Genomic DNA, 21576 nt, shown 5'->3' with positions numbered 1-21576 from the left:
AAACTCAAGGAGAGGAACCAAATCATGCGGGCAGAAATCGTAGCCAAGCAGGTGAGGGCAATGGCCGAGCATGGGCTCGACGCCATCATCTGCTCGTCGCCCGAGAACTTCGCCTATACCACAGGCTTCGTCGTGCCGTCGCAGCCGCTGATCCGCCACCGCCATGCGATGACCATCGTCACAGCGGACGGCCGCACCGCGATCTTCGGCGTCGACATGGAAGCATCAACGATCAAGCGCCGCTTGCCTGACATGCCGGCCCGTATCTGGGCCGAATTCTCCGACGATCCGATGCTGGTGCTGGCAGACCAGCTCGCCGGCCTCGGCCTTGGCAAGGCGCGCATCGGCCTTGAGATGGACTATCTGCCGGCCGGCGATTTCGCCCGGCTGATCGCGGCGATGCCCGGCGCGCGGTTCGAGCATGCCGAGCCGATCCTGGCGCGGCTGCGCCAGATCAAGACGGCTGAAGAGGTCGCATTGCTTAGCAAGCTTTCTCGGATCGCCGACCAGGCGATCACCGACACGCTGGCGGTGGTCGATGCCGGCGACTCCGAGATGGACATTGCCGGTCATTTGACCCGCAACGTCTATTCGCTTGGCGCCGAACACTTCAAGCTGCTGATCGTCGCTACCGGCGAGCGGTCGGTGCTGCCCAATGTCGGCCCGTCCGACCGCATCCTCAAGCGTGGCGATGTCTGCCGCGTCGAGATCTTCTCGGTCATCAACGGCTACCAGGCCGGCGTCTGCCGCACGGCCATCGTCGGCGAGGCGCCGCCCATGGCCGACAAGATCTGGGCTCACCTGGTCGAGTGCAAGTATGAGATCATGGAGAAGGTGAAGCCCGGTGCGAGCTGTCGCGAGATCTACGACGCCTTCATCGCCAAGCTCGCCAAGCTCAACCTGCCGCCGATCTCGTTCGTTGGCCACGGCATTGGCCTGCACCTGCACGAAGACCCCTATCTCGGCCTGACGCCGGTGCTCGGCAAGCCGGGCAGCGACGCGCCGCTGGAAGAGAACATGGTGCTTGGTTTCGAGCCGCTCTGCTACGACACCGGCTATGGCTACGGCATGCAGAACAAGGACATGCTTCTGGTGACGTCGAAGGGATCGGAGCTGTTGTCCGATTACGCCGACACCGACAAGCTGATCCTTTGCGGCACCGCCAAGCAGGGCGGCAAGGTCAAGGCGGTGGCCTAAGGGCTACCGCTTGCGAAATGGCGGCCGGGGTGGTTGTTGGCCCGGTCGTCGCGTTCCGCTCGGAAGAGTGTGCGAATGCTCGGATATCGCCCGCTGTCACGGACCGGCGACGCGATCGGGAGGGTCCGTGGGTAAAGCATTGGGTGGAGCCGCATGCGTACGCTGATCGAAAATCTGAACTTCGCTTTCACCGTCGACAAGAACGACACGGTGCTGCGCAATGCGAGCGTGGTGGTCGAGAACGACCGCATCGCCGACATCGGAGCGGCCGACGATGTGGCATCGCGCCACAAGGGCAAGAGCTTCGACAAGGTCATCGACGGCACCATGCTGGGGATCTGCCCGGGCTTCGTCGACAGCCACGTGCATTTGTCCGAGACCCTTTCCCGCGCGGTCTTCCCCGATAATCTCAACACCCGCGCCTGGGTGTTCCACTGGGCCAAGCCGTTCTACGCTCACATAACGGAGGAAGACGAATATTGGGGCGCGCTGCTCGGCATCACCGAGATGCTGCGCTGCGGCACCACCTGCTTCCTCGACATGGGCTCGCAATACGATCCCGGCATCGTCATCCGCGCCATGGACAAGACCGGCATCCGCGGCATCACCGGCCGCCACGCCGCCGATAATCGCCCGTCGGAGCTGCCGCGCGGCTGGACCGAGGAAATGGCCGAGCATCACTTCTTCCCCGACGCGCAGACGGCGCTGAAGGTGCTCGAGGAAAACGTGCTGCGCTACAACAACACGCTCGACGGTCGTGCCCGCTGCTGGGTCAACATCGAGGGCAAGGAGCCCTGCAGCCTCGAACTGCATGTCGGTGCCGTGGCGCTGGCCGAGAAGCTGGGCGTCGGCACCACCTACCACCTGGCGACTTCGATCGAGGAGGCCAAGGTCTGCGAGAGCAAGTATGGCTGCTGGCCGATCACCCGCGTCGACAATGCCGGCGGCATCCGCAAGAACCTGGTCATCGCTCACGGCGCAGCCGTGTCGGATGAGGAGGTCAAGCTTCTGGCCGAGCGCGGCGCCAGCGTTGCCTTCTGCCCGTGCTCGTCGTTCAAGCTCGGCAAGGGCGCCACGTCGATCGGCAAGTACCCCGAGATGGTCAGGGCCGGCGTCAAGGTCGGCCTCGGCACCGACGGTGTCTCGGCCGCCGGTAACATGAACCTGATGCGGCAGATGCTCGTCGTTGCCGGCATGTTCAAGGATGCGCGGCTGAAGCCCGACATCTTCACTGCCCGCGATGCGCTGCGCGCCGCCACCATCGAGGGCGCGCGCGCCCTGATGTGGGACGACGAGATCGGCTCGCTGGAGATCGGCAAGAAGGCCGATTTCATTCTGTTCGATCTCGACCATGTCGAGTGGACGCCGTTCTACGATCCGCTGCAGGCGCTGGTGTTCTCGGCCTCGACGGCCTCGATCACTCAGACCTGGGTCGACGGCAAGGCGGTCTATGTCGACGGCAAGGTGCAGGGTGTCGACGAAGCGGGCATCCGCCGCAAGGCGCGCGAGCTGGCGGCTGCCGCCGTGGTGCGCGCTGGCCTGCACGAGGAAGACGTCGAGACGACCACGACACTGTACGACGAAGGCAACTGAGGGCTGGAGCTTGCCGCGTCTCGCGTTGCGGAAGGGTGCGGCACCAGCTATGAAGGCATACGTTCAAGAGGCTGCATGGGAGAGATCGGCCGCTGCGAGATGACACCGGCCGACGCCGACGGAGCAACCCCCCAGGAAACTCTCAGGCAAAAGTGACCATGCAGTTGAACGATCTGGAGAGAGGCGCCTCGAGCGTCCACCGAAGGGGAAAGCCGCACCGGCAAGGCTGACGCGGTTAAGCTCTCAGGTACAGCGACAGATTGGGGAAAACAGCGGGCTTCGGCCCGCACCCAACTTTGTTCGCGGAGAGTGAAATGCCCCATATTGCCGTTATCGGCGCCGGTATCACCGGCGTCACCACTGCCTATGCCCTTCTGGAGCGCGGCTACACCGTCACTGTCGTCGACCGCCAGCGTTATGCCGCGATGGAGACGTCGTTCGCCAATGGCGGCCAGCTGTCGGCCAGCAACGCCGAGGTCTGGAACCACTGGTCGACCTTGCTCAAGGGCATCAAGTGGATGCTACGCAGTGATGCGCCGCTGCTGATGAATCCCCGGCCTACTTGGCACAAATATGCCTGGCTGGCTGAGTTCGTCTCAAATATCGCAAATTACCGCGACAACACGGTGGAGACGACGCGGCTGGCGATTGCCGCGCGCAAGCACCTGTTTGCGATTGCCGAGCGCGAGAACATCGACTTCGACCATGTCCGTCGCGGCATCCTGCATTTCTACTGGGACAGACCGAGCTTCCAGCACGCGCTGAAGGTCAATGCGATGCTGGTCGAGGGCGGTCTCGACCGCCGGCCGGTGACGGCGGAGGAGGTAAAGTCGATCGAGCCGACGTTAAATGGCGATTTTCATGGCGGCTTCTACACGCCGTCGGACTCGACCGGCGACATCCACAAGTTCACCTTCGGCCTCGCCAAGGCCTGCGAACGGCGCGGTGCGCGCTTCGTCTTCGACGCCAATGTCGAGCGTATCGCCCGGGATGGCGTGTTTTGCATCGGCTATACGACGTCAGGTGCCGACGGCCAGCCCGACTACAGGGTCGTCGAGGCCGACGGCATCGTCATCTGCGCCGGTTCCGCCAGTCGCCATTTCGCAGCGATGCTCGGCGACCGGGTCAATGTCTACCCGGTCAAGGGCTATTCCATCACAGTGCATCTCGACGACGAGCGCAGCCAGGTTGCCGCGCCCTGGGTCAGCCTGCTCGACGACCGCGCCAAGATCGTCACCAGCCGCCTTGGCGCCGGGCGCTTCCGGGTTGCCGGCACCGCCGAGTTCAACGGCATGAACAGAGACATTCGCGATGACCGCGTCAGACCGCTGGTCGACTGGACACGCATGCTGTTCCCGGATGTCGACACCAACAGGGTCGTGCCCTGGGCAGGTCTCAGGCCGATGATGCCCAACATGATGCCAAGGGTCGGCAAGGGCCGCCAGTCCGGCGTGTTCTACAATACCGGCCATGGTCATCTCGGCTGGACGCTGTCGGCCGCTACAGCCCAGATGGTCGCGGAGACCGTTTCGGGCGAGTTCCGCACCGACGCTGCACTTGCAGCCTGACCCGGGAGTTATGACGATGAACATGATGAACCGGATAAACGACAGCGTCTCCCTTCATGGCCTTTCTGTTGCGCGCGAGCTCCACGACTTCGTGGTCGCGGAGGCTCTGCCAGGGACGGGTGTCGATGCGGAGGCCTTCTGGAAGGGTTTTGCCGCGATCGTGCATGATCTGGCGCCGAAGAACCGGGCGCTGTTGGAGAAGCGCGACGACTTCCAGCTCAAGCTCGACGCCTGGTACCGCAAGCATGGCGCCCCGCACGACATGGCCGCCTACAAGGCGTTCCTGAGCGAGATCGGTTATCTTGTGCCGGAAGGTCCGGCCTTTGCCGTTACCACCGACAATGTCGATCCCGAGATCGCCACCGTCGCCGGACCGCAGCTGGTCGTGCCGGTCATGAATGCGCGTTATGCGCTGAACGCCGCCAATGCGCGCTGGGGTTCGCTCTATGACGCGCTCTACGGCACCGACGCGATTTCCGACGCCGACGGTGCCGAGAAGACCAAGGGCTACAACCCCAAGCGTGGCCAAAAGGTCATCGCCTGGGCCAAGGCGTTCCTGGATCAGTCAGCACCGCTGGCTCAGGGCAGCTGGAGCGACGTGACCGGGCTGTCGATTGTCGACGGCAAGCTCGTGCTGGCCAATGCGTCTGGTTCGGTTGCGCTGGGCGACGGCAAACAATTCGCCGGCTATCGTGGTGCTGCCGGCAATCCAGATGCGGTGCTGCTGGTCAAGAACGGCCTGCATGTCGAGGTGGTGGTCGACAGAGACAGTGCGATCGGCAAGACCGATCCGGCCGGCATCTCCGACATGATCCTGGAGTCCGCACTCACCACCATCCAGGACTGCGAGGATTCGGTCGCAGCAGTCGACGCCGAAGACAAGGTCGCCGTCTACCGCAACTGGCTCGGCCTGATGAAGGGCGATCTCGCGGAAAGCTTCGACAAGGGCGGCAAGCTTGTCACCCGCAAGCTCAATGCCGACCGTGCCTATACCGGTGCCGATGGCAAGACCGTCTCGCTGCCCGGCCGCTCGCTGATGCTGGTGCGCAATGTCGGCCACCTGATGACCAATCCCGCGATCCATGACCGTGACGGCCACGAGGTGCCCGAAGGCATCATGGATGCGGCAATCACCGCTTTGATCGCCCTGCACGACGTTGGAGCCAAGGGCCGTCGCATGAACTCCCGCGCCGGCTCGATGTATGTGGTCAAGCCGAAGATGCATGGCCCCGAGGAAGTGGCCTTTGCCGTCGAGATCTTCGACCGCGTCGAGCGCCTCGTCGGCATGCCCAGAAAGACCATCAAGATGGGCATCATGGACGAGGAGCGGCGCACCACGATCAACCTCAGGGAATGCATCCGTGCCGCCAAGGAACGTGTGGTGTTCATCAACACCGGGTTCCTCGACCGCACCGGCGACGAAATCCACAGCTCGATGGAAGCCGGCCCCATGGTGCGCAAGGGCGACATGAAGCAGGCGCCATGGATCAATGCCTACGAGGCCTGGAACGTCGACACCGGTCTCGAATGCGGCCTGTCGGGCCATGCCCAGATCGGCAAGGGCATGTGGGCGATGCCCGACCTGATGGCAGCGATGCTGGAGCAGAAGATCGCTCACCCCAAGGCTGGCGCCAACACCGCCTGGGTGCCGTCGCCGACGGCGGCGACGCTGCATGCCACCCACTACCACAAGGTCGACGTGCATGCCGTCCAGGCCGAGCTGAAGAGCCGGCCCAAGGCGCGGCTCGACGACATCCTGTCGGTGCCTGTGGTCGTCCGTCCCAACTGGACGCCCGACGAGATCCAGCGCGAGCTCGACAACAATGCGCAGGGCATCCTGGGTTATGTCGTGCGCTGGATCGACCAGGGCGTCGGCTGTTCCAAGGTTCCCGACATCAACGACGTCGGGCTGATGGAAGACCGCGCCACCTTGCGCATCTCGTCCCAGCACATCGCCAACTGGCTGCGCCACGACGTCTGCTCGCACATCCAGGTGATGGATTCGCTGCAGCGCATGGCGGCGATCGTCGACCGGCAGAATGTCGGCGATCCGCTCTACAAGCCGATGGCGCCGGAGTTCGACCAGTCGACCGCCTTCCGCGCTGCCTGCGACCTCGTCTTCGAAGGCCGCGCCCAGCCCAACGGCTACACCGAACCGGTCCTCCACAAGCGCAGGCTCGAACTCAAGGCGAAGATGAGGGCAAGGTCCCACTAAGTTCAGCGGAGCTCAGGGCCGGCTGCTGCGTTCGACGGGGAGATCAGCCTCGTCGTCGGCAGTGCCCATTCTGCCCGGTCGAAGGCGCAACACCCCTACCTCGGCGATTGGCTGCGGCGCCCATAATGGCTTGCTCCCCCCTGAGGGGAGATGGCCGCGAGGCCAGCGGGCGCGCGCAAGCGCCCCGACTCAGAATCTGCGGGCCAAGGTGATCGCTATCAGCCAGCGGCCCTGCACGCCCTCACGAATCCCAAAGGAGAAAGACATGACCGACCTGACACTCGCTGCCGCCAACACCATCATCATGGCCGCCCTCGCCAAGGGCGCGGACGCCAGGATGAAACCTTTGACGGTCGCCGTGCTTGATGCCGGCGGCCATCTCAAGGCATTCCAGAAGCAGGACGGCGCCTCGATGCTGCGCTACGAGATCGCTTCCGGCAAGGCCTATGGCGCGCTCGCTGTCGGCATGGGTTCGCGCTGGCTCGACCAGACGGCGAAGGAGCGGCCGCACTTCATGGAAGGCCTCAACGCCGTCTCCGGCGGCCGCATCGTGCCGGTGCCCGGCGGTGTGCTGATCCGCGACCAGGCGGGCAAACTCATCGGCGCGGTCGGCATCACGGGCGATACGTCAGACAATGACGAACTCGCGGCAATCGCAGGTATCGAGGCGGCGGGGCTCAGGCATCAGGCAGCTTGAACAGCGGGAAGCACATTCTTCCGCTTGACAATTCTCAGTGTGATCATAAAGTGTGATCAAACTAGTTGGTGGTTATCAATTGGCGCGAGGGGCGGGGAGGAGTACCCGTTCCGAGCATGAGGTCGTGCGGCCGGCAAGCCGTAGCTCGGCCCCCGGAGGAGAGAATGAAAGTTGCAGTATTAGGAGCGGGTGCGGGCGGTGCAGCCTCGGTCGCAGAGTTGGTCCAGGCCGGTAATGACGTCCATTTCTGGGCGCGTTCGGCCGAAACGTTGGAGCCGCATGTCAAGCTGGGTGGTGTCGCCTATGAAGGCAAGCTCGGCGAGGGCGTGGCGAAGCCGGCGCTGATTACCACCGATCTCAAGGCAGCGATCGATGGCGTCGATGTCGCCGTCGTCGTCCTGCCGACCTTCTCGCACTCGGCGATCGCATCGGCGCTGGCCGCTGCCGGCTGGTCGTCGACCAGGCCGGTCGTGCTCAACCCTGGCCACACCGGCGGTGCGCTGGAATTCGCCGAGACGTTTTCGCGCACCGGCCGTGCAGCTCCCCCCGTCGTCGAGTTCTCGACCCTGACCTATGTCGCACGCAAGTACCGCCCCGATGGCGTCACCGTCTCCGGCCGCGCCAAGCAGCTCAAGGCCGCGGCGCTGAAGGGCGGCTCCGAGGTGCTGGAGATCGCGGGAAAACTCTATCCGGGCCTTACCCCGGTTGCCGACGTGATCGCTTCCGACCTCTCCAACGTCAACATGGTCCTGCATCCGCCGGCGGCTGTCCTTGCCGCTGCCTGGGTCGAGGCGACTGGCGGCAACTTCACCTTCTACGTCGATGCGATGACCCCCGGCGTCGCCCGCGTCATGAAACAGCTCGACAACGAGCGTTTGGCGGTGGCCAGGGCCTTCGGGCATGATCTGCCCAACCTCGTCGAGGAGATGAAGCTGCTCGGTACGGTCGAGGCCGATGTCACCGACACCAGCGATTTCCGCGCGGCGATTGCCGGCGGCGAGGCCAACAAGCGCATCAAGGGTCCGGATTCGCTCGAATACCGCTACTACAAGGAAGATTTCGGCCACGGCCTGCTGCCATTCCTTGAATTCGCGAAGATCGCAGGCGTCGAAACGCCCGTGGCGCATTCGCTCTACAGCCTGGCGCAGATCGCCGTTGGCACCAATTATCGCAAGGGCGGTCGCACCGCCGAGGCGATGGGTATCGCCGGCATGTCTCGGGATCAGGTCATTCAGAAGGTGAGGGCGAAATGAGCTGGAACAACACAGTCATCGCCGTCGTCGCCGGCGACGCCCGCGAACAGGAGATTGCCCGCTGCGCCGTCCGCGCCGGCGCCACCGTCCGTGCTTACGGTTTTCCCTGGCCGGAGGAGGGCATCGAGGGCGTCTATCACGCCAAGGATGCCGCCGACGCGCTGAAAGGTGCCGACATCGCGCTGTTCCCGATCCCGGGCATCACCGCCGAAGGTGCGCTCTTTGCGCCAAAGTGCCCTGAAAAGATCATCCCGACGCGCGAGATGCTGGAGGGCATGCGCAAGCCGGGCCACATCATCCTCGGCTGGGCCGATGGCAATCTGAAGGGGCATTGCGAAGCGCTCGGCATTACGCTGCACGAATATGAATGGGACGTCGACCTGATGCTGCTGCGCGGCCCGGCGATCGTCGAGGGTGTGCTCAAGGTGATCATCGAGAACACCCAGATCACCATTCATAAATCCAACATCTGTCTCGTCGGCCAGGGCACCATCGGCTCGCTTCTGACCAACACGCTGGTGGCGCTCGGCGCTCACGTCCATGTCGCGGCCCGCAATCCGGTTCAGCGTGCAGCGGCTTATGCGGCGGGCGCGGAATCGCTGACGCTCGAACAATTGCCCGAATTCCTGCCCAGGATGGACATCGTTATCGGCAGCGTGCCGAAGCGGCTGCTCGATCGCGACCAGCTCAAGCTGTTGCCCAAACATGCGTTGTTGGTCGATGTCGCGGCCCCACCCGGCACCATTGACAGGGAGGCGGCGGCCGAACTCGGGCTGAAGGCGATCTGGGCTCGCGGCATGGGCGCACGTGCGCCGATCACCGTTGGTCGCAGCCAGTGGAGCGGCATCTCAAGACGCATTGAAGGCATATTGGAGCAGAAGTGATGAAGGCGGATCTGGTCATCAAGAACGCGCGGGTGGTTCGCCACGACGGCGAATTCCACGGCGGCGTCGCGGTCAAGGACGGCAAGATCGTGCTGACCGGCGCCGACGAGGTGCTGCCCGACGCGAAGCGTACCATCGACGCCGAGGGCAAGGTGCTGATGCCCGGCCTGATCGACCCGCACTGCCATCTCGGTGTGAAGTTTCCCTATCCCGAGGACATGCGGACCGAGACGGCGGCCGCGGCTTCGGGCGGCGTCACCACGGCGCTGCTCTACATCCGCAACCTCAAGGAATCCTATCTGCCGTTTTACGAGGAGCGGAAGGCGTTGGGCGAGGAGAACTCGGTCATCGACTTCGGCTTTCACTTCGGCATCCAGCGCGAGGAGCACATTGCCGAGATCCCCGAGATCGTCGCCAGGACCGGCGTGAAGTCGTTCAAGTGCTATTTCGGCTACGAGCCCGACAATCCGATCGGCATCGTGCCGGCGACGGACGGCTGGGTCTACGCGGCAATGCGCATCCTGTCGAAGATCCCCGGCGGCGTTATCAACGTCCATTGCGAGAACACCCAGATCGCCTCGTGGATCAAGAAGGAGATCGCCGCGACCGGACGCCAGGACCTCGGCGCCTATACGGAATCGCGCCCGGCCTTCTGCGAGGTCGAGACGATCAGGCGTATGATCTTCCTGGCCGAAAAGACCGGCTGCTCGCTGCATCTGGTGCATACCTCGGTCGGCATGGGCCCGGTGCTGGCCGCAGAGGCGCAGTCGCGCGGCGTCCACGTCACGGTCGAGACATGCCCGCATTACCTGACGCGCACCTGCTATGACGAGGATCTGGACATGCGCGCCAAGATCTCGCCGCCGCTGCGCGACCGCAACGAACTCGAAGGCCTGTGGGCCGGCATGCTCAACGGCTCGGTCTACAGCCTCGGCACCGATCACGTGCCGTTCCTGCCCAAGAAGCTCGAGGATTTGTGGACGGAATTCCCCGGCGTCGTCAGCTTCCCGTGGGAGCTGTCGCTGATGCTGCATTTCGGCGTGCACCAGCGTGGGCTGCCGCTCAGTCGCCTTGTCGAGCTCAACTCATTCAATCCGGCGCGGCGTTTCGGCCTTTGGCCACGCAAGGGCCATATTGACGTCGGCTTTGACGCCGATCTCGTGCTGGTCGATCTCGACGAGGAGCGTACGGTTACCCACACCGGCAAGGGCACCTGCATCTATGAAGGCTGGAAGCTCAAGGGGTGGCCGGTGATGACGATCGCTCGCGGCGATGTGGTCTACGAAAACGGCGTGGTTGCCGACAGCCACTATGGTCGCGGCCGCTGCGTGACGGTGCCGTCATGACCCAAGGGGTCTCCGATCATCTCGACCTGGCCGGTCGCATTTCGCTGACACCGGCGCGTCTGCCGGTGCGTGAGGCGGTCGACAGGATCGTCGCCCGCAAGTCGACGATCCGCCAGGAGAGGCTGTCGGGGATCCACAATCCATGGGGCCATTGCATCGGCCTGACTGATCCGTGGAGCTTTCTCGACCTGTGCGAGAGCGCTCTCGTGATCGATGCCGCGAAGACGGTCATCGGGCCTGATGTCATCCTCTGGGACAGCGAGTTTTTTCCCGAGGCAGGCCGTTACGGCGAGTTTGTCGGCGAGGGTCGCGAAGGTCGCTACTGGCCGGTGACGCCGCTGGCTGGCGCCGTGGTGCTGGTGGCCGTCGGCAGGAAAACCCCGGAGGTCAGGGCAGTCGGGCTGGAGGAAATAGGTTCCGACGTGCTCGCGAGCTTTGATGCTTCGGAGCCGCTCTATGTCGTCAGGCTGATGCCTGCGACGAGCCGCTTCGAGCGCGATCCAAACCATGCGGCCAACCGCGCCTGCATGGAAGAGCAGGTGCTGGTCAATTACTCGAACCGCCCGCTGTGGCTGCTCTCGGGCACCGACCGGGCCAACAACGATCTGGTTTCGGGCTTTGCGCCGGCCGTGCCCGTATGGGCCTCCGGCGCGATGCCCAGCGAAAGAGAGGAGAAATAACATGCCGTTCGTCGTCGTAGAGATGTGGGAGGGGCGCACTGTCGAGCAGAAGCGCAACCTCGTGAAAGCCATTACCAAGGCCATGGTCGAGGAAGCCGCCTGCAAGCCTGATCACCTGCATGTGGTGATCCATGAGACGCCCAAGGACAGCTGGGGTCGCGGCGGCGTGCTCGGCATCGACATGGTGGAGCACAAGTGATGGCGCTCGACGTTCTCGATTATCGCAAGTCGGCACTGCTGGTCATCGACCTGCAAAACGCCTTCATCCACGAAAAGGGCACACTCGGTGTTTCCGGCGTCGACACCAAGCGCCTGTCGGCGATCGTGCCGCCGCTGGCCAAGCTGATCAAGCGCTGCCAGGACACCGGCATCCCGGTCATCTGGACGATGCAGGAGCACTTCGCGGTCGACCAGAACCGAGCTAAGAAGAAGCTGCTCGGCCATACAGCGCGCCGCAAGCAGGTGTCGGCGCTGGCCGGCAGCTGGGACGAGCAGATCATCGACGAGCTGAAGCCGCTGGCCGATTTCGATCCGGCCTTCGTCATCCGCAAGCACCGCTTCGGCGCCTTCTACGAGACGCGCCTCGAAATGATGCTGAAGATGCTCGGCACCCAGCACCTGTTTGTCACCGGTGCGACCACCAACGCCTGCGTCGAGACCTCGATCCGCGAGGCCTATCTGCGTGACCTCGACGTGATTGCCGTCGATGACTGCGTGTCGGGCGTCAATGCCGAATGGGAAGCCACTGCCAAGCAGGTCTGGAAGCAGTATTTCTGCGAGATCGCCCACTCGTCCGAGGTCCTCGACTGGATCGGCGAGCAGGTCAAGCCGCGTGTCACCAACTATGGCCACCAGCTGATCATGGTCAACGACATCGACACGTCGGTGGCCTTCTACACCAACCAGCTCGGCTTCACGATCCGTCCAGCCAAGCCGCTGGCCGACGGCCGTCCGTTCACCGCCTTCCACCAGGGCATTGCGCTGATCCACGGCAAGGCTTCGGACCACCGCCAGCTCGATCACATCGCCTTCGAGGTCAACGATGTGCGCGCCATGGATGCCAGGCTGAAGAAGGCCGGGGTCAAGTACTACACCGACCTGCATGATGGGCCCTATGGCCTGACCATCTACATCGCCGACCCCGACGGCACCAAGGTCGAGCTCTACCAGGTCGGCGCCTCGGCCTGATCCGCTCGTATGTACTGATGTAAAAAGGCCGCCGGATTTCGGCGGCCTTTTTTCTTGGTCGCTGACGTCGTCCCGGCTCAGCCGAGCGCCAGGCCTTCAAGCCCGTCGAGTTCGGCGTAGGAAGGCAGTGAGGTCGAAATCGGTGTCCCATTGCGGATGACGATGCGGTTGCTCTCCGCGCGCGAAAGCACCTCCGACCAGCTGCGGCCTTCATAGAGAATGAAATCAGCGGGTTGCCCCTCAGCGATGCCGCCCTTGGCTCCGAGACCCATGACCTCGGCCGGGGTCGTGGTCACGGCCCTGATCCAGTCGCCACTCGGGTGGTCGAGATGTAGTACGCGCGTGCCCAGGCGGAACGTGTCGAGCATGTCGAGATCGCCGTAGGAATGGAACGGGTCGCGCGTGTTGTCGGAGGCGAGCGCCACCGCGATGCCGCGCTTTTTCATCTCGTGCAGCAAGGTCACGCCGCGCCATCTCGGGGTCGCGCCATTGCGGCGGTCCTGCAGATAGAGGTTGCAGGTCGGCAGCGCCACGACGGCAACGCTCGCGGTCGCGACCGTGTCCAGCGTTGCATCGACGATTGCCTCATCCTGCACCGCCAGTGAACAGCAATGTCCGACCAGCACCTTGCCGGCAAATGATGCGCGGAGCTTGGCCTCGGCGATGCGCCGAAGCGCGTCGGCTGTTGGGTCGGAGGTCTCGTCGGCGTGGAAGTCGAGATCCAGGCCGTTCCTGGCCGCGGCAGCAAACATGCGGTCGAGCAGGTGGTCGATGTCGGGAGCAGGATAGGCAACCGCCCCGAGCGTGCCGCCGGCGGCAGCCACCCGCCTGGCCATGCTGTTGAGGAAGGCGTCGTCGCGGGCCATGTCTATGGGAAACAGGCAGGAGGCCTGCAGGTCGATGCGACCGCGCCAATGCTGCCGGAGTTCCGTGAACACCGGCCAGGAAATGGCGTCTTGCGGCGGCTGCGAGTCGATGTGGGTGCGTATCGCCGAAGTGCCGTGGTGGAAAGCCGAGCGCAAGGCAAAGTCCATGCGCTTGAACACATCCGCGGCAGACCAGTTGGTGGTCCGGTCGGCGCGCGTCGCGGCCAGAGCGCGTTCGAACGTGCCGTTGGCCGTCGGCGTACGCGGCAAGATGTGGCCTTTGTCCAGATGGGTGTGGCAATCGACGAAGGTCGGCAGCATGACCCGGCCGCCGGCATCGATGATGGGCAGGCGGTCATCTGTTGCGGTGGGCTCGCGGCGCGCAGGAGTTGTTGCCAATATCCTGCCGTGCTCTACAGTCAGGTCAGCAAGAAAGAACCCTGCGGCATCCATGGCACTCCAGTTTGTCACCGCACTGTTGAGACGCACGTTGCGTAGCACGTACCGGCTCATCCTTGCGCCCGCGGCGAGCTGTTCGTGCAATACAAGCTGTGCAGTCATGGACGGCCCTTCCTGGGGCTGATGCGATGCCTAAGTGCTTCAGGCGCTCGCGATGTTTGTTGGCGAACCAGCCGGGCAGTTAAAGGTTGCCGTTTCGGCAAAGATCATTTATTGATCACAATATGAGATCACAGATTGCGGCCTGTCAACTTCTGCCCCCGGCCGGCGACTGTCTGCGGCAAGCTCGCCGCCTGACGCCGTTCCTCGTACAGCGCAAATCTTGAGGAACCTTGCGAGCGGCGGAGAAACAGAATGCGGATAGACAAGACTGAGGACGCCAGCAACGGCGGCACCGAAACGGCCAAGAAGGAGCGCGGCCATGTCCACGGGCATGTGCTGCGTTACATGCGCCGCGGCTTGATGGTCGGTGCCTTCCTGCCCGGCCAGGTGATGAGCCTGCGCAAGCTGGCCGCCGGCTTCGGCACCAGTCCCATGCCGGTGCGCGAAGTGCTGAGCCGCCTGGTTGCAGCCAATGCGCTCGAGGAAACCAAGGGCGGTTCGGTGCGCGTGCCCAGGCTGAGCCCGGAAAAGCTGAGCGACCTGTTTGCCGTGCGCGAGATGCTGGAGGGAATGGCGGCCGAGCTTGCCGCCAAGAGGGCGTCGCCGGCGCTGATCAACGAACTCGCTGCGATCAACAAGCAGCTCATGGTGGCGATCGAAAAGCGTGACATTCTCAACTGCCTTTCCTTCAACCAGAAATTCCATTTCACGCTCTATGAGGCGGCCGCGTCCGATGTGCTGATGCCGCTGATCGAGTCGCTGTGGCTGCAGTTCGGCCCGACAATGTACATGTCCTTGCTGATCCCCTCGATGCCATGGAATGCGTCGGACCATGAGGACATCCTTGCGGCGCTGAAGGACGGCAATGCCGCCGCTGCCAAGAAGGGCATCGTTCACGACATCCGTACCACCTGCAAGGCGTTGCTCAGCGTTGCCGGTTCGCAAGGCATCGAGCTGCCCTTCGCGCAAGGGGCGGATCTGCAATTCGATTACTGACATCACGATCTGGGAGGATCCCGCCATGGTGGGAAAAGTTGAACAGAACCTTGCTCGCCTGGGCATCAGCCTGCCGGCGACCGTTGCACCTGCCGCCAACTACGTGCCGGCCCGCCGCCTGGGCAACCAGGTCTATGTCTCGGGCCAGGTTCCCGCCGAAGGCGGCAAGGACAAGTTCACCGGCAAGCTCGGCTCCGATTTCACCGTCGAGGAGGGCCAGGCAGCCGCGCGGCTCTGCGCAGTCAACATCCTGGCACAGCTCAAGCAGGCGCTTGACGGCGATCTCGACCGCGTCGTGGGGGTCATCCGTCTCGGCGGCTTCGTCAATGCCGAGCCCGACTTCAAGGATCATCCCAAGGTCATCAACGGTGCCTCCGACCTGATGGTCGAGGTGTTCGGCGAGGCTGGCCGTCATGCCCGTGCCGCCGTCGGCTGCTACTCGCTGCCGCGCAATGTGCCGGTCGAAGTGGATGCCATATTCGAGGTCAACTGACCATGTTGCCTGCCGCTGCGACGACTGACGACAGAATCCCGGTTCATGTGCTGACCGGGTTCCTGGGCAGCGGCAAGACGACCTTCCTCAGGCATCTTCTGGGTGAGCCTGAGCTTGCCGATACGGCCGTGATCATCAACGAGTTCGGCGAAGTCGGGCTCGACCATCTGCTGGTGCGCGAGGTTTCCGAAGACGCCGTGCTGTTGTCTTCGGGCTGCCTGTGCTGCGCCGTGCGCGATGATCTCGTATCCACTCTGGCGGACCTTCTGGCGATGGTCCGTCGTGGCGAGGTGGCGCCGTTCCGCCGGGTCGTGGTAGAGACCACGGGCCTCGCCGATCCCGCGCCGATCATGCAGGCGGTCATGAGCGATATCAAGCTCCGCCGCGGCTATCGGGCGGGCAGTATCGTTGCCACCGTCGACGGCGTCAGCGGCGCCAACAGCATCGGCAGTTTTGCCGAGGCCGTCCAGCAGGTTGCGCTCGCCGACTGCGTGGTGATCACCAAGTCAGACCTTGTCGAACCATGGCGGCTGGATGCGCTTGGCCAGGAGGTCGGCAAGTTGAACCCTCAGGTTCGCCAGCTTGTTTCCAGTCGCAGTTCCATGCCCGGCGCCGGCGATATCTTCCGTTACGACGAGGACTGGGAACCGCGCCACTTCGAGATGGCCGAAACGCCGATGGCGGGGCAGCACAGCGATGGCATCGAGACCTTTGCCGTCGAGATCGACAGGGAGGTCGACTGGCCGGCCTTTGTCGACTGGCTCGAATTGCTGCTGGCCGGCCGCGGTCAATCGATCCTGCGGGTCAAAGGGTTGCTGGCGGTCAAGGGTGATCCCCGGCCGGTTGTCATCCACGGTGTCCAGCACGTCGTCTACCCGCCCGAATATTTGCCGCGCTGGCCGCAGGATGCGGCGCGCGCCTGGCTGGTGTTCATTGCCCGCAACCTGAGCCGAAGCGCCATCGTACGCTCGTTGCCGAGCACCTTCGCCGTTGCCAATTGACTGCGCTCGTTTCGCATTTTTCAGGCAGTTCCAGGACGTTCATTGATCTGTGATCGCGCTCGCCCGGCAACGGGCGGGGTTTCGTCGTCTCGACGCGTGGTGAATCCGCCAGCAATTTCCGATGCTTGCCGCCAAGGCAGTAGGTTCACGCCGAGACATTGATCGAACACGCGAATTCGTGCGCCGCTTCACCCGATTCATCGCTTGACAATCATGAAATGTGATCACACTATGAGATCAAGAATGAGGATTGAGAGCGAAAGCTGTCGCGCCTCGTTCCGGGGAGAGAGGCAGGCCTTCGGGCCATAGGGGCGCCCGCAAGGTGCTCGTTAGGGAGGAGAGAAATGTTGTACGCCACAGGTCTCATTCGCGGCACGGCGCTCATCGCCACGGCTGCTGTCGCCACCGTTCTTGCCAGCCACAGCGCCATGGCAGAAGACGTCAACGTCCGCTTCAGCTGGAAGCTGAAGGGCGAATATGGCTTCTTCTATCTCGGCGAGCAGAAGGGCCTCTACAAGGATGCCGGGGTGACGCTGAAGCTCGGCGAAGGCGCCGGCTCGCAGGCCGCACTCGGTTCGCTGATCCAGGGCCAAGAAGACGCCGTTATCCTGCCCGGCATCTTCGCCATCTCGGCGATCCAGAAGGGCATGCCGGTCAAGATCATCGCGCTCTACCAGCCTGAATCGCCGATCGCGCTGATCTCGCATCCCGACAAGGCGGTGACGACCCCGAAGGATCTCGAAGGCAAGACCATTGCCCACGCCGTCGGCGAGACCGGCACTTCCTATCTCGGCGCCTTCTGCGAGATCAACAAGATCGACTGCAGCAAGGTCTCGAAGGTCCAGATGGACTCGCAGTCGCGCGTGCCGCAGTTCCTGCAGAAGCAGGTCGACGTCGTCAGCGTGTACAAGACCAACGACCTGCCGGTGCTTGAGGACAAGACCGGAACCAAGTTTCCGACCCTCGATCTGACCGAGTTCGGCCTGGCCGTACCGGGCATGGCGGTTGTCGCCAGCGATGACGGCATCGCCAAGAAGGGCCCGGCGCTCAGGAGCTTCCTCGCTGCCAACGCCAAGGCGATCGCGATGACGAAGGTCGATCCGGCCGCCGCCACCGCCGCGCTCAAGGCCGTCTGGCAGGCGGGTCCGTCCGACAAGGTGGTGCAGCAGCAGATCGAAGCGACCTCGGCATCGATCCATTCGCCTGCCGGCACGCCGATCGGCCACATCGACGAGAAGGCGATTGCCGACGCCATCAAGCTGATCGGCAGCGTCGAGGAAATCGGCGACGCCAAGCCGATGTCGTCCTTTTATACCAATGAACTTCTGACGCAGTGAGGCTACGGTGGCGAGCACGGATGTAATCGGCGCCGCGCAGGCGCAGAAGAAGCAAGGCAAGGGCATGAGCAGGAAAAAATCACGTGGGCCATGGCTGGAGCGCTATTCGGCGCTGATCCTGGCGGTTGTGCTGCTTGGCGCCTGGCAGGTGCTGGTCCCGCTTTCCGGGCTTTCGGAGTTCGTTCTGCCGACGCCGCTGGCAATCGCCACACGGATCGGCAACGAGATCCCTCTGCTCGCCACCCACGCCTATGTCACGCTGTTCGAAGTCGTCGCAGGCTTTGCCATGGGCGTCATGATCGGCATCCCGCTGGCGCTGGCGATCTTTTATTCCAGGGCCTTCGAGCGTGCGATCTACCCGATCCTGGTCGCATTGCAGACGGTGCCCAAGGTGGCGCTGGCGCCGCTGCTTGTGCTTTATCTCGGCTATGGCTGGGCACCCAAGATCACGCTGGCCTTCCTGATCTCGTTCTTCCCGATCGTCATCTCGACGGTCGTCGGCCTGCAGTCGCTCGACAAGAACCTGGTCAACCTGGTCCGCTCGATGGGCGCCAGCGAATGGCAGACCTTCTTCAAGGTCCGTCTGCCGGCAGCTCTGCCCAACATCTTCGGCGGCTTCAAGGTTGCGGTGTCGCTGGCGGTCATCGGTGCAGTCATCGGCGAATATGTCGCTGCCGAACGTGGCCTCGGCTATCTGCAGTTGCAAGCCAACTCGCTGTTCGACACGACGCTCAACTTCGCCACAGTGGTGACGATCTCCGGCCTCGGCGTGATGCTCTACTTCATCATCGACACGATCGAAGCCCGCGTCACCTACAAGCGCGACGCTGCCAAATAGCCAGGCCGCAAGTAATCAGTTCGGCCGCCTGTGCGGCCGAACAACGACAACAGCTTCAGTGAGGCAATCCCATGAGTGCCACTACCCAGATGGGCGCGGCGGTCGACATTTCGCGGCTTTCCAAGATCTACAAGACACGCGAGGACGATGACGTCCTTGCCCTCGACAAGATCGATCTCAAGATCGAACCCGGCAGCTTCGTTGCCGTCGTCGGTCCCAGCGGTTGTGGCAAGAGCACGCTGCTGTCGCTTCTCGCCGGCCTGACGCCTGCCTCGACGGGCAGCATCGCCATTGACGGCGACGGCGTCAGCCGGCCGCATCCGAAGACCGGCGTGGTCTTCCAGTCGGATCTGCTGCTCTACTGGCGCACGGTGCTCGACAACATCCTGTTGCCGATCGAGATCAAGAAGCTCGACGTCGCCAAGTACCGCGCGCGCGCCGAGGAACTGCTGGCCCAGGTCGGCCTGGCCGGCTTCGGCAACAAGTACCCTTCGGAACTTTCCGGCGGCATGCGCCAGCGCGTGGCGATCTGCCGGGCGCTGATCCAGGAGCCGGGTCTGCTTCTGATGGACGAGCCCTTCGGCGCGCTCGACGCACTGACCCGTGAACAGATGATCATGGACCTGCAGTCGATGTGGCTGCGCCTGCGCAATACGGTGCTGTTCATCACTCACGGCATCGACGAGGCCGTGTTCCTCGCCGACCGCGTCCTGGTGATGTCGCCCCGCCCGGGCCGCGTCGACCTCGACCTCAAGATCGACCTGCCCAGGCCGCGCCAGTGGAGCAAGACTCACGAGGACAAGGACTACCACGCCTATGTCCGGCAGATCCGAGCGATCTTCGAGGCCAAGGGCATTCTCGTCGCCCACTAGACCAGCAGTCCGAAATCGGAAGTGATTTTCGGATAGGATCAGCACGGCGCCTAAGCTTTGCTGCATCCTTGGCGCCTCCTTATGGACGCGCGGCTCTCTAGTCGGTTCGGCCGATCCGCAAAATCGGCATATACGGCAGTAACGGCATCAACGCCGCCGGGAGGCTTCCCGGCGGGCGAACATTTGCGCGGAGACCTCGGATGTCCGGGACGATATTCATACCCAGAGAGTTGGATGCGATTGAGAGCCGTGTGGGGGCTTCACCGGATACGGTGAAACGCCTTGTGGGTCTTGGCTTCGAGGTTGTTGTCGAGACGGGTGCAGGCACCTTGTCGCGCATTCCCGACGCCGATTATGCGGCGGTGGGGGCTGTCATCGGCAAGGCCGGCGATGCCGCCAAGGCCGATGTGGTGCTCAAGGTGCGCCGTCCTTCGGAGGCCGAGGTCAAGGGCTACAAGCCGGGTGCTGCCGTGCTTGCCACCATGGATCCTTATGGCAACGAGGCCGGTGTGGCGGCGATGGCCAAGGCGGGGGTGACGGCGTTTGCCATGGAGTTCATGCCGCGCATCACCCGAGCCCAGGTGATGGACGTGTTGTCGTCGCAGGCAAATCTCGCCGGCTATCAGGCGGTCATCGACGGTGCCGCCGAATATGACCGGGCGCTGCCGATGATGATGACGGCAGCCGGCACGGTTCCTGCTGCCAAGGTGTTCATCATGGGCGTCGGCGTTGCCGGCCTGCAGGCGATCGCCACCGCACGCCGCATGGGCGCGATCGTGACTGCCACCGACGTGCGTCCGGCGGTCAAGGAGCAGGTCGCCTCGCTCGGCGCCAAGTTCCTCGCCGTCGAGGACGAGGAGTTCAAGGCAGCGGAGACCGCCGGCGGTTACGCCAAGGAGATGTCCAAGGAGTACCAGGCCAAGCAGGCGGCGCTGACCGCCGAGCACATCGCCAAGCAGGACATCGTGATTACCACGGCACTCATCCCGGGCCGTCCGGCGCCGAAGCTGGTGTCTGCGGCAATGGTCGCCTCGATGAAGCCGGGTTCGGTGCTTGTCGACCTCGCCGTCGAGCGCGGCGGCAATGTCGAGGGTGCGGTGCCGGGCAAGGTCGTGACCACGGCCAATGGGGCAAAGATCGTCGGCCATCTCAACGTGCCGGGCCGGGTCGCTGCCTCCGCCTCGCTGCTTTACGCCAAGAACCTGTTCGCCTTCCTCGAGACCATGGTCGACAAGACCACCAAGCAGATCGCCATCAACCGCGACGACGAGCTGGTCAAGGCGACCATGCTGACCGATGGCGGCAAGGTGGTGCATCCGAACTTCGCCAATGCGGCAGCGGCTGCGGCTGCGGCTGCGGACAAGCCAAAGCCGATCGTGGCCGGCCAGAACCGCGGTGACGACCCGGCGAGCGATAGTGCAACTCCTGCCAAGGCAACGGCGAAGAAGCCGGCCGCCGCCAAAGCGGACAAACCGGCGGCTGCGAAAAAGCCCGCTGCCCAAAAAGCCACTGCCAAGAAGTCGGCGCCAAGCGCCGGCGCGAAGACATCATCTGAGGGAGACGCGTGATGGAAGGTCTTCAGAAAGCCCTCGACCAGCTCGACCAGGCGGTCGCCGCCGTCCGGCTCGGCGTCCAGGATCTCGCCACATCTGAAGGTGCGGCCGAAGCTGCCGGCAATGCGGCACATGCCGTCACCGGCGGGGCGGTCGACCCGTTCGTGTTTCGCTTCGCCATCTTCGTTTTGGCGATCTTCGTCGGCTATTACGTCGTCTGGTCGGTGACGCCGGCCCTGCACACGCCGCTGATGGCCGTCACCAACGCCATCTCCTCGGTCATCGTCGTCGGTGCGCTGCTGGCCGTCGGCATCGCCGCTTCCGGCCTTGCCACCGGCTTCGGCTTCGTCGCCCTGGTGCTGGCCTCGGTCAACATCTTCGGTGGCTTCCTCGTCACCCAGCGCATGCTGGCGATGTACAAGAAGAAGGACAAGTGAC

20 protein-coding genes and 1 riboswitch are annotated in these 21576 nt (G+C 63.8%); of the genes, 19 read left to right on the top strand and 1 reads right to left on the bottom strand.

The genetic code is table 11. The features are described 5' to 3' along the window. Positions 1-24 precede the first annotated feature (24 nt). From H5P29_RS28900 to H5P29_RS28850, 11 genes are all read left to right on the top strand, one after another. Positions 25-1197 carry a Xaa-Pro peptidase family protein gene (locus H5P29_RS28900; protein WP_067967471.1) on the top strand — a complete coding sequence of 391 codons (1173 nt, stop codon included), beginning with the start codon at positions 25-27 and terminating at the stop codon, positions 1195-1197. Positions 1198-1350: 153 nt separating this feature from the next. Then, positions 1351-2790, top strand: a complete 1440-nt coding sequence (locus H5P29_RS28895) for an amidohydrolase family protein (RefSeq protein WP_154384479.1) — start codon at positions 1351-1353, stop codon at positions 2788-2790. A 66-nt stretch (positions 2791-2856) separates the two neighbouring features. Further along, positions 2857-2959: riboswitch (glycine riboswitch) on the top strand. 145 nt (positions 2960-3104) lie between these two features. Further along, positions 3105-4358 (top strand): D-amino acid dehydrogenase, encoded by a 1254-nt coding sequence (locus tag H5P29_RS28890; protein ID WP_067967483.1) that lies wholly within the window; start codon positions 3105-3107, stop codon positions 4356-4358. A 10-nt stretch (positions 4359-4368) separates the two neighbouring features. Further along, on the top strand, positions 4369-6573 hold the full coding sequence (locus H5P29_RS28885; protein ID WP_371818664.1) for a malate synthase G: 2205 nt from the start codon (positions 4369-4371) through the stop codon (positions 6571-6573). A gap of 265 nt (positions 6574-6838) precedes the next feature. Then, positions 6839-7270, top strand: a complete 432-nt coding sequence (locus H5P29_RS28880) for a heme-binding protein (protein WP_154387570.1) — start codon at positions 6839-6841, stop codon at positions 7268-7270. Positions 7271-7434: 164 nt separating this feature from the next. Beyond that, entirely contained in the window at positions 7435-8523 is a 1089-nt protein-coding gene (locus H5P29_RS28875) for an NAD/NADP octopine/nopaline dehydrogenase family protein (protein ID WP_154387569.1), read from the top strand. After that, positions 8520-9407, top strand: a complete 888-nt coding sequence (locus tag H5P29_RS28870; protein WP_154387568.1) for a dipicolinate synthase subunit DpsA — start codon at positions 8520-8522, stop codon at positions 9405-9407. Before H5P29_RS28875 ends, H5P29_RS28870 begins: the two co-directional genes overlap by 4 nt. Then, positions 9407-10753, top strand: coding sequence for a dihydroorotase family protein (locus tag H5P29_RS28865; RefSeq protein WP_154387567.1), 1347 nt, complete (start codon positions 9407-9409; stop codon positions 10751-10753). The genes H5P29_RS28870 and H5P29_RS28865 overlap by 1 nt, the downstream gene beginning before the upstream one ends. After that, positions 10750-11433 carry a resolvase gene (locus tag H5P29_RS28860; protein WP_067967491.1) on the top strand — a complete coding sequence of 228 codons (684 nt, stop codon included), beginning with the start codon at positions 10750-10752 and terminating at the stop codon, positions 11431-11433. The genes H5P29_RS28865 and H5P29_RS28860 overlap by 4 nt, the downstream gene beginning before the upstream one ends. Position 11434: 1 nt before the next feature. Next, positions 11435-11632 carry a 2-hydroxymuconate tautomerase gene (locus H5P29_RS28855; RefSeq protein WP_018431063.1) on the top strand — a complete coding sequence of 66 codons (198 nt, stop codon included), beginning with the start codon at positions 11435-11437 and terminating at the stop codon, positions 11630-11632. Then, a complete protein-coding gene (locus H5P29_RS28850) occupies positions 11632-12621 on the top strand; it encodes an isochorismatase family protein (RefSeq protein ID WP_115734576.1) in 990 nt (329 codons plus the stop codon). Before H5P29_RS28855 ends, H5P29_RS28850 begins: the two co-directional genes overlap by 1 nt. Positions 12622-12698: 77 nt before the next feature. Here the strand turns inward: H5P29_RS28850 and H5P29_RS28845 are convergent, their stop codons facing one another. After that, entirely contained in the window at positions 12699-14048 is a 1350-nt protein-coding gene (locus H5P29_RS28845; protein ID WP_154387566.1) for a cytosine deaminase, read from the bottom strand. Positions 14049-14300: 252 nt separating this feature from the next. Here H5P29_RS28845 and H5P29_RS28840 point away from each other — a divergent pair, with 252 nt between their 5' ends. From H5P29_RS28840 to H5P29_RS28805, 8 genes are all read left to right on the top strand, one after another. After that, positions 14301-15044 carry a GntR family transcriptional regulator gene (locus H5P29_RS28840; protein WP_154387565.1) on the top strand — a complete coding sequence of 248 codons (744 nt, stop codon included), beginning with the start codon at positions 14301-14303 and terminating at the stop codon, positions 15042-15044. Between the two features lie 25 nt (positions 15045-15069). Then, complete coding sequence (locus tag H5P29_RS28835) at positions 15070-15537, top strand: RidA family protein (protein ID WP_067967501.1); 468 nt, start codon at positions 15070-15072, stop codon at positions 15535-15537. Between the two features lie 2 nt (positions 15538-15539). Continuing rightward, on the top strand, positions 15540-16538 hold the full coding sequence (locus H5P29_RS28830; RefSeq protein WP_154387564.1) for a GTP-binding protein: 999 nt from the start codon (positions 15540-15542) through the stop codon (positions 16536-16538). A 344-nt stretch (positions 16539-16882) separates the two neighbouring features. After that, positions 16883-17875 carry an ABC transporter substrate-binding protein gene (locus H5P29_RS28825; protein ID WP_154387563.1) on the top strand — a complete coding sequence of 331 codons (993 nt, stop codon included), beginning with the start codon at positions 16883-16885 and terminating at the stop codon, positions 17873-17875. A 7-nt stretch (positions 17876-17882) separates the two neighbouring features. Continuing rightward, positions 17883-18713, top strand: coding sequence for an ABC transporter permease (locus H5P29_RS28820; RefSeq protein WP_246765459.1), 831 nt, complete (start codon positions 17883-17885; stop codon positions 18711-18713). Positions 18714-18784: 71 nt separating this feature from the next. Beyond that, entirely contained in the window at positions 18785-19585 is an 801-nt protein-coding gene (locus H5P29_RS28815) for an ABC transporter ATP-binding protein (protein ID WP_067967511.1), read from the top strand. A gap of 200 nt (positions 19586-19785) precedes the next feature. Next, positions 19786-21153, top strand: coding sequence for a Re/Si-specific NAD(P)(+) transhydrogenase subunit alpha (locus H5P29_RS28810; RefSeq protein ID WP_185910443.1), 1368 nt, complete (start codon positions 19786-19788; stop codon positions 21151-21153). Then, positions 21153-21575 carry a proton-translocating transhydrogenase family protein gene (locus H5P29_RS28805; protein ID WP_067958142.1) on the top strand — a complete coding sequence of 141 codons (423 nt, stop codon included), beginning with the start codon at positions 21153-21155 and terminating at the stop codon, positions 21573-21575. The genes H5P29_RS28810 and H5P29_RS28805 overlap by 1 nt, the downstream gene beginning before the upstream one ends. The last annotated feature ends 1 nt before the right edge of the window (position 21576 follow it).

The organism is Aminobacter sp. MDW-2, assembly GCF_014250155.1.
GTDB classification, from domain to species: Bacteria; Pseudomonadota; Alphaproteobacteria; order Rhizobiales; family Rhizobiaceae; genus Aminobacter; species Aminobacter ciceronei.
Note: the sequence above shows the minus strand (reverse complement) of the source record. Positions and strands in the feature narration are given on the sequence as shown.

Excerpts from the sequence above, each read along its gene's own strand:
- H5P29_RS28860 (WP_067967491.1), top strand. The coding sequence starts at position 10,750 with ATGACCCAAGGGGTCTCCGATCATCTCGACCTGGCCGGTCGCATTTCG.
- H5P29_RS28835 (WP_067967501.1), top strand. The coding sequence starts at position 15,070 with ATGGTGGGAAAAGTTGAACAGAACCTTGCTCGCCTGGGCATCAGCCTG.
- H5P29_RS28870 (WP_154387568.1), top strand. The coding sequence starts at position 8,520 with ATGAGCTGGAACAACACAGTCATCGCCGTCGTCGCCGGCGACGCCCGC.
- H5P29_RS28810 (WP_185910443.1), top strand. The coding sequence starts at position 19,786 with ATGTCCGGGACGATATTCATACCCAGAGAGTTGGATGCGATTGAGAGC.
- H5P29_RS28825 (WP_154387563.1), top strand. The coding sequence starts at position 16,883 with ATGTTGTACGCCACAGGTCTCATTCGCGGCACGGCGCTCATCGCCACG.
- H5P29_RS28850 (WP_115734576.1), top strand. The coding sequence starts at position 11,632 with ATGGCGCTCGACGTTCTCGATTATCGCAAGTCGGCACTGCTGGTCATC.
- H5P29_RS28845 (WP_154387566.1), bottom strand. The coding sequence starts at position 14,048 with ATGACTGCACAGCTTGTATTGCACGAACAGCTCGCCGCGGGCGCAAGG.
- H5P29_RS28895 (WP_154384479.1), top strand. The coding sequence starts at position 1,351 with ATGCGTACGCTGATCGAAAATCTGAACTTCGCTTTCACCGTCGACAAG.
- H5P29_RS28900 (WP_067967471.1), top strand. The coding sequence starts at position 25 with ATGCGGGCAGAAATCGTAGCCAAGCAGGTGAGGGCAATGGCCGAGCAT.
- H5P29_RS28880 (WP_154387570.1), top strand. The coding sequence starts at position 6,839 with ATGACCGACCTGACACTCGCTGCCGCCAACACCATCATCATGGCCGCC.
- H5P29_RS28830 (WP_154387564.1), top strand. The coding sequence starts at position 15,540 with ATGTTGCCTGCCGCTGCGACGACTGACGACAGAATCCCGGTTCATGTG.
- H5P29_RS28865 (WP_154387567.1), top strand. The coding sequence starts at position 9,407 with ATGAAGGCGGATCTGGTCATCAAGAACGCGCGGGTGGTTCGCCACGAC.
- H5P29_RS28875 (WP_154387569.1), top strand. The coding sequence starts at position 7,435 with ATGAAAGTTGCAGTATTAGGAGCGGGTGCGGGCGGTGCAGCCTCGGTC.
- H5P29_RS28840 (WP_154387565.1), top strand. The coding sequence starts at position 14,301 with ATGCGGATAGACAAGACTGAGGACGCCAGCAACGGCGGCACCGAAACG.
- H5P29_RS28805 (WP_067958142.1), top strand. The coding sequence starts at position 21,153 with ATGGAAGGTCTTCAGAAAGCCCTCGACCAGCTCGACCAGGCGGTCGCC.
- H5P29_RS28815 (WP_067967511.1), top strand. The coding sequence starts at position 18,785 with ATGAGTGCCACTACCCAGATGGGCGCGGCGGTCGACATTTCGCGGCTT.
- H5P29_RS28885 (WP_371818664.1), top strand. The coding sequence starts at position 4,369 with ATGACGATGAACATGATGAACCGGATAAACGACAGCGTCTCCCTTCAT.
- H5P29_RS28855 (WP_018431063.1), top strand. The coding sequence starts at position 11,435 with ATGCCGTTCGTCGTCGTAGAGATGTGGGAGGGGCGCACTGTCGAGCAG.
- H5P29_RS28890 (WP_067967483.1), top strand. The coding sequence starts at position 3,105 with ATGCCCCATATTGCCGTTATCGGCGCCGGTATCACCGGCGTCACCACT.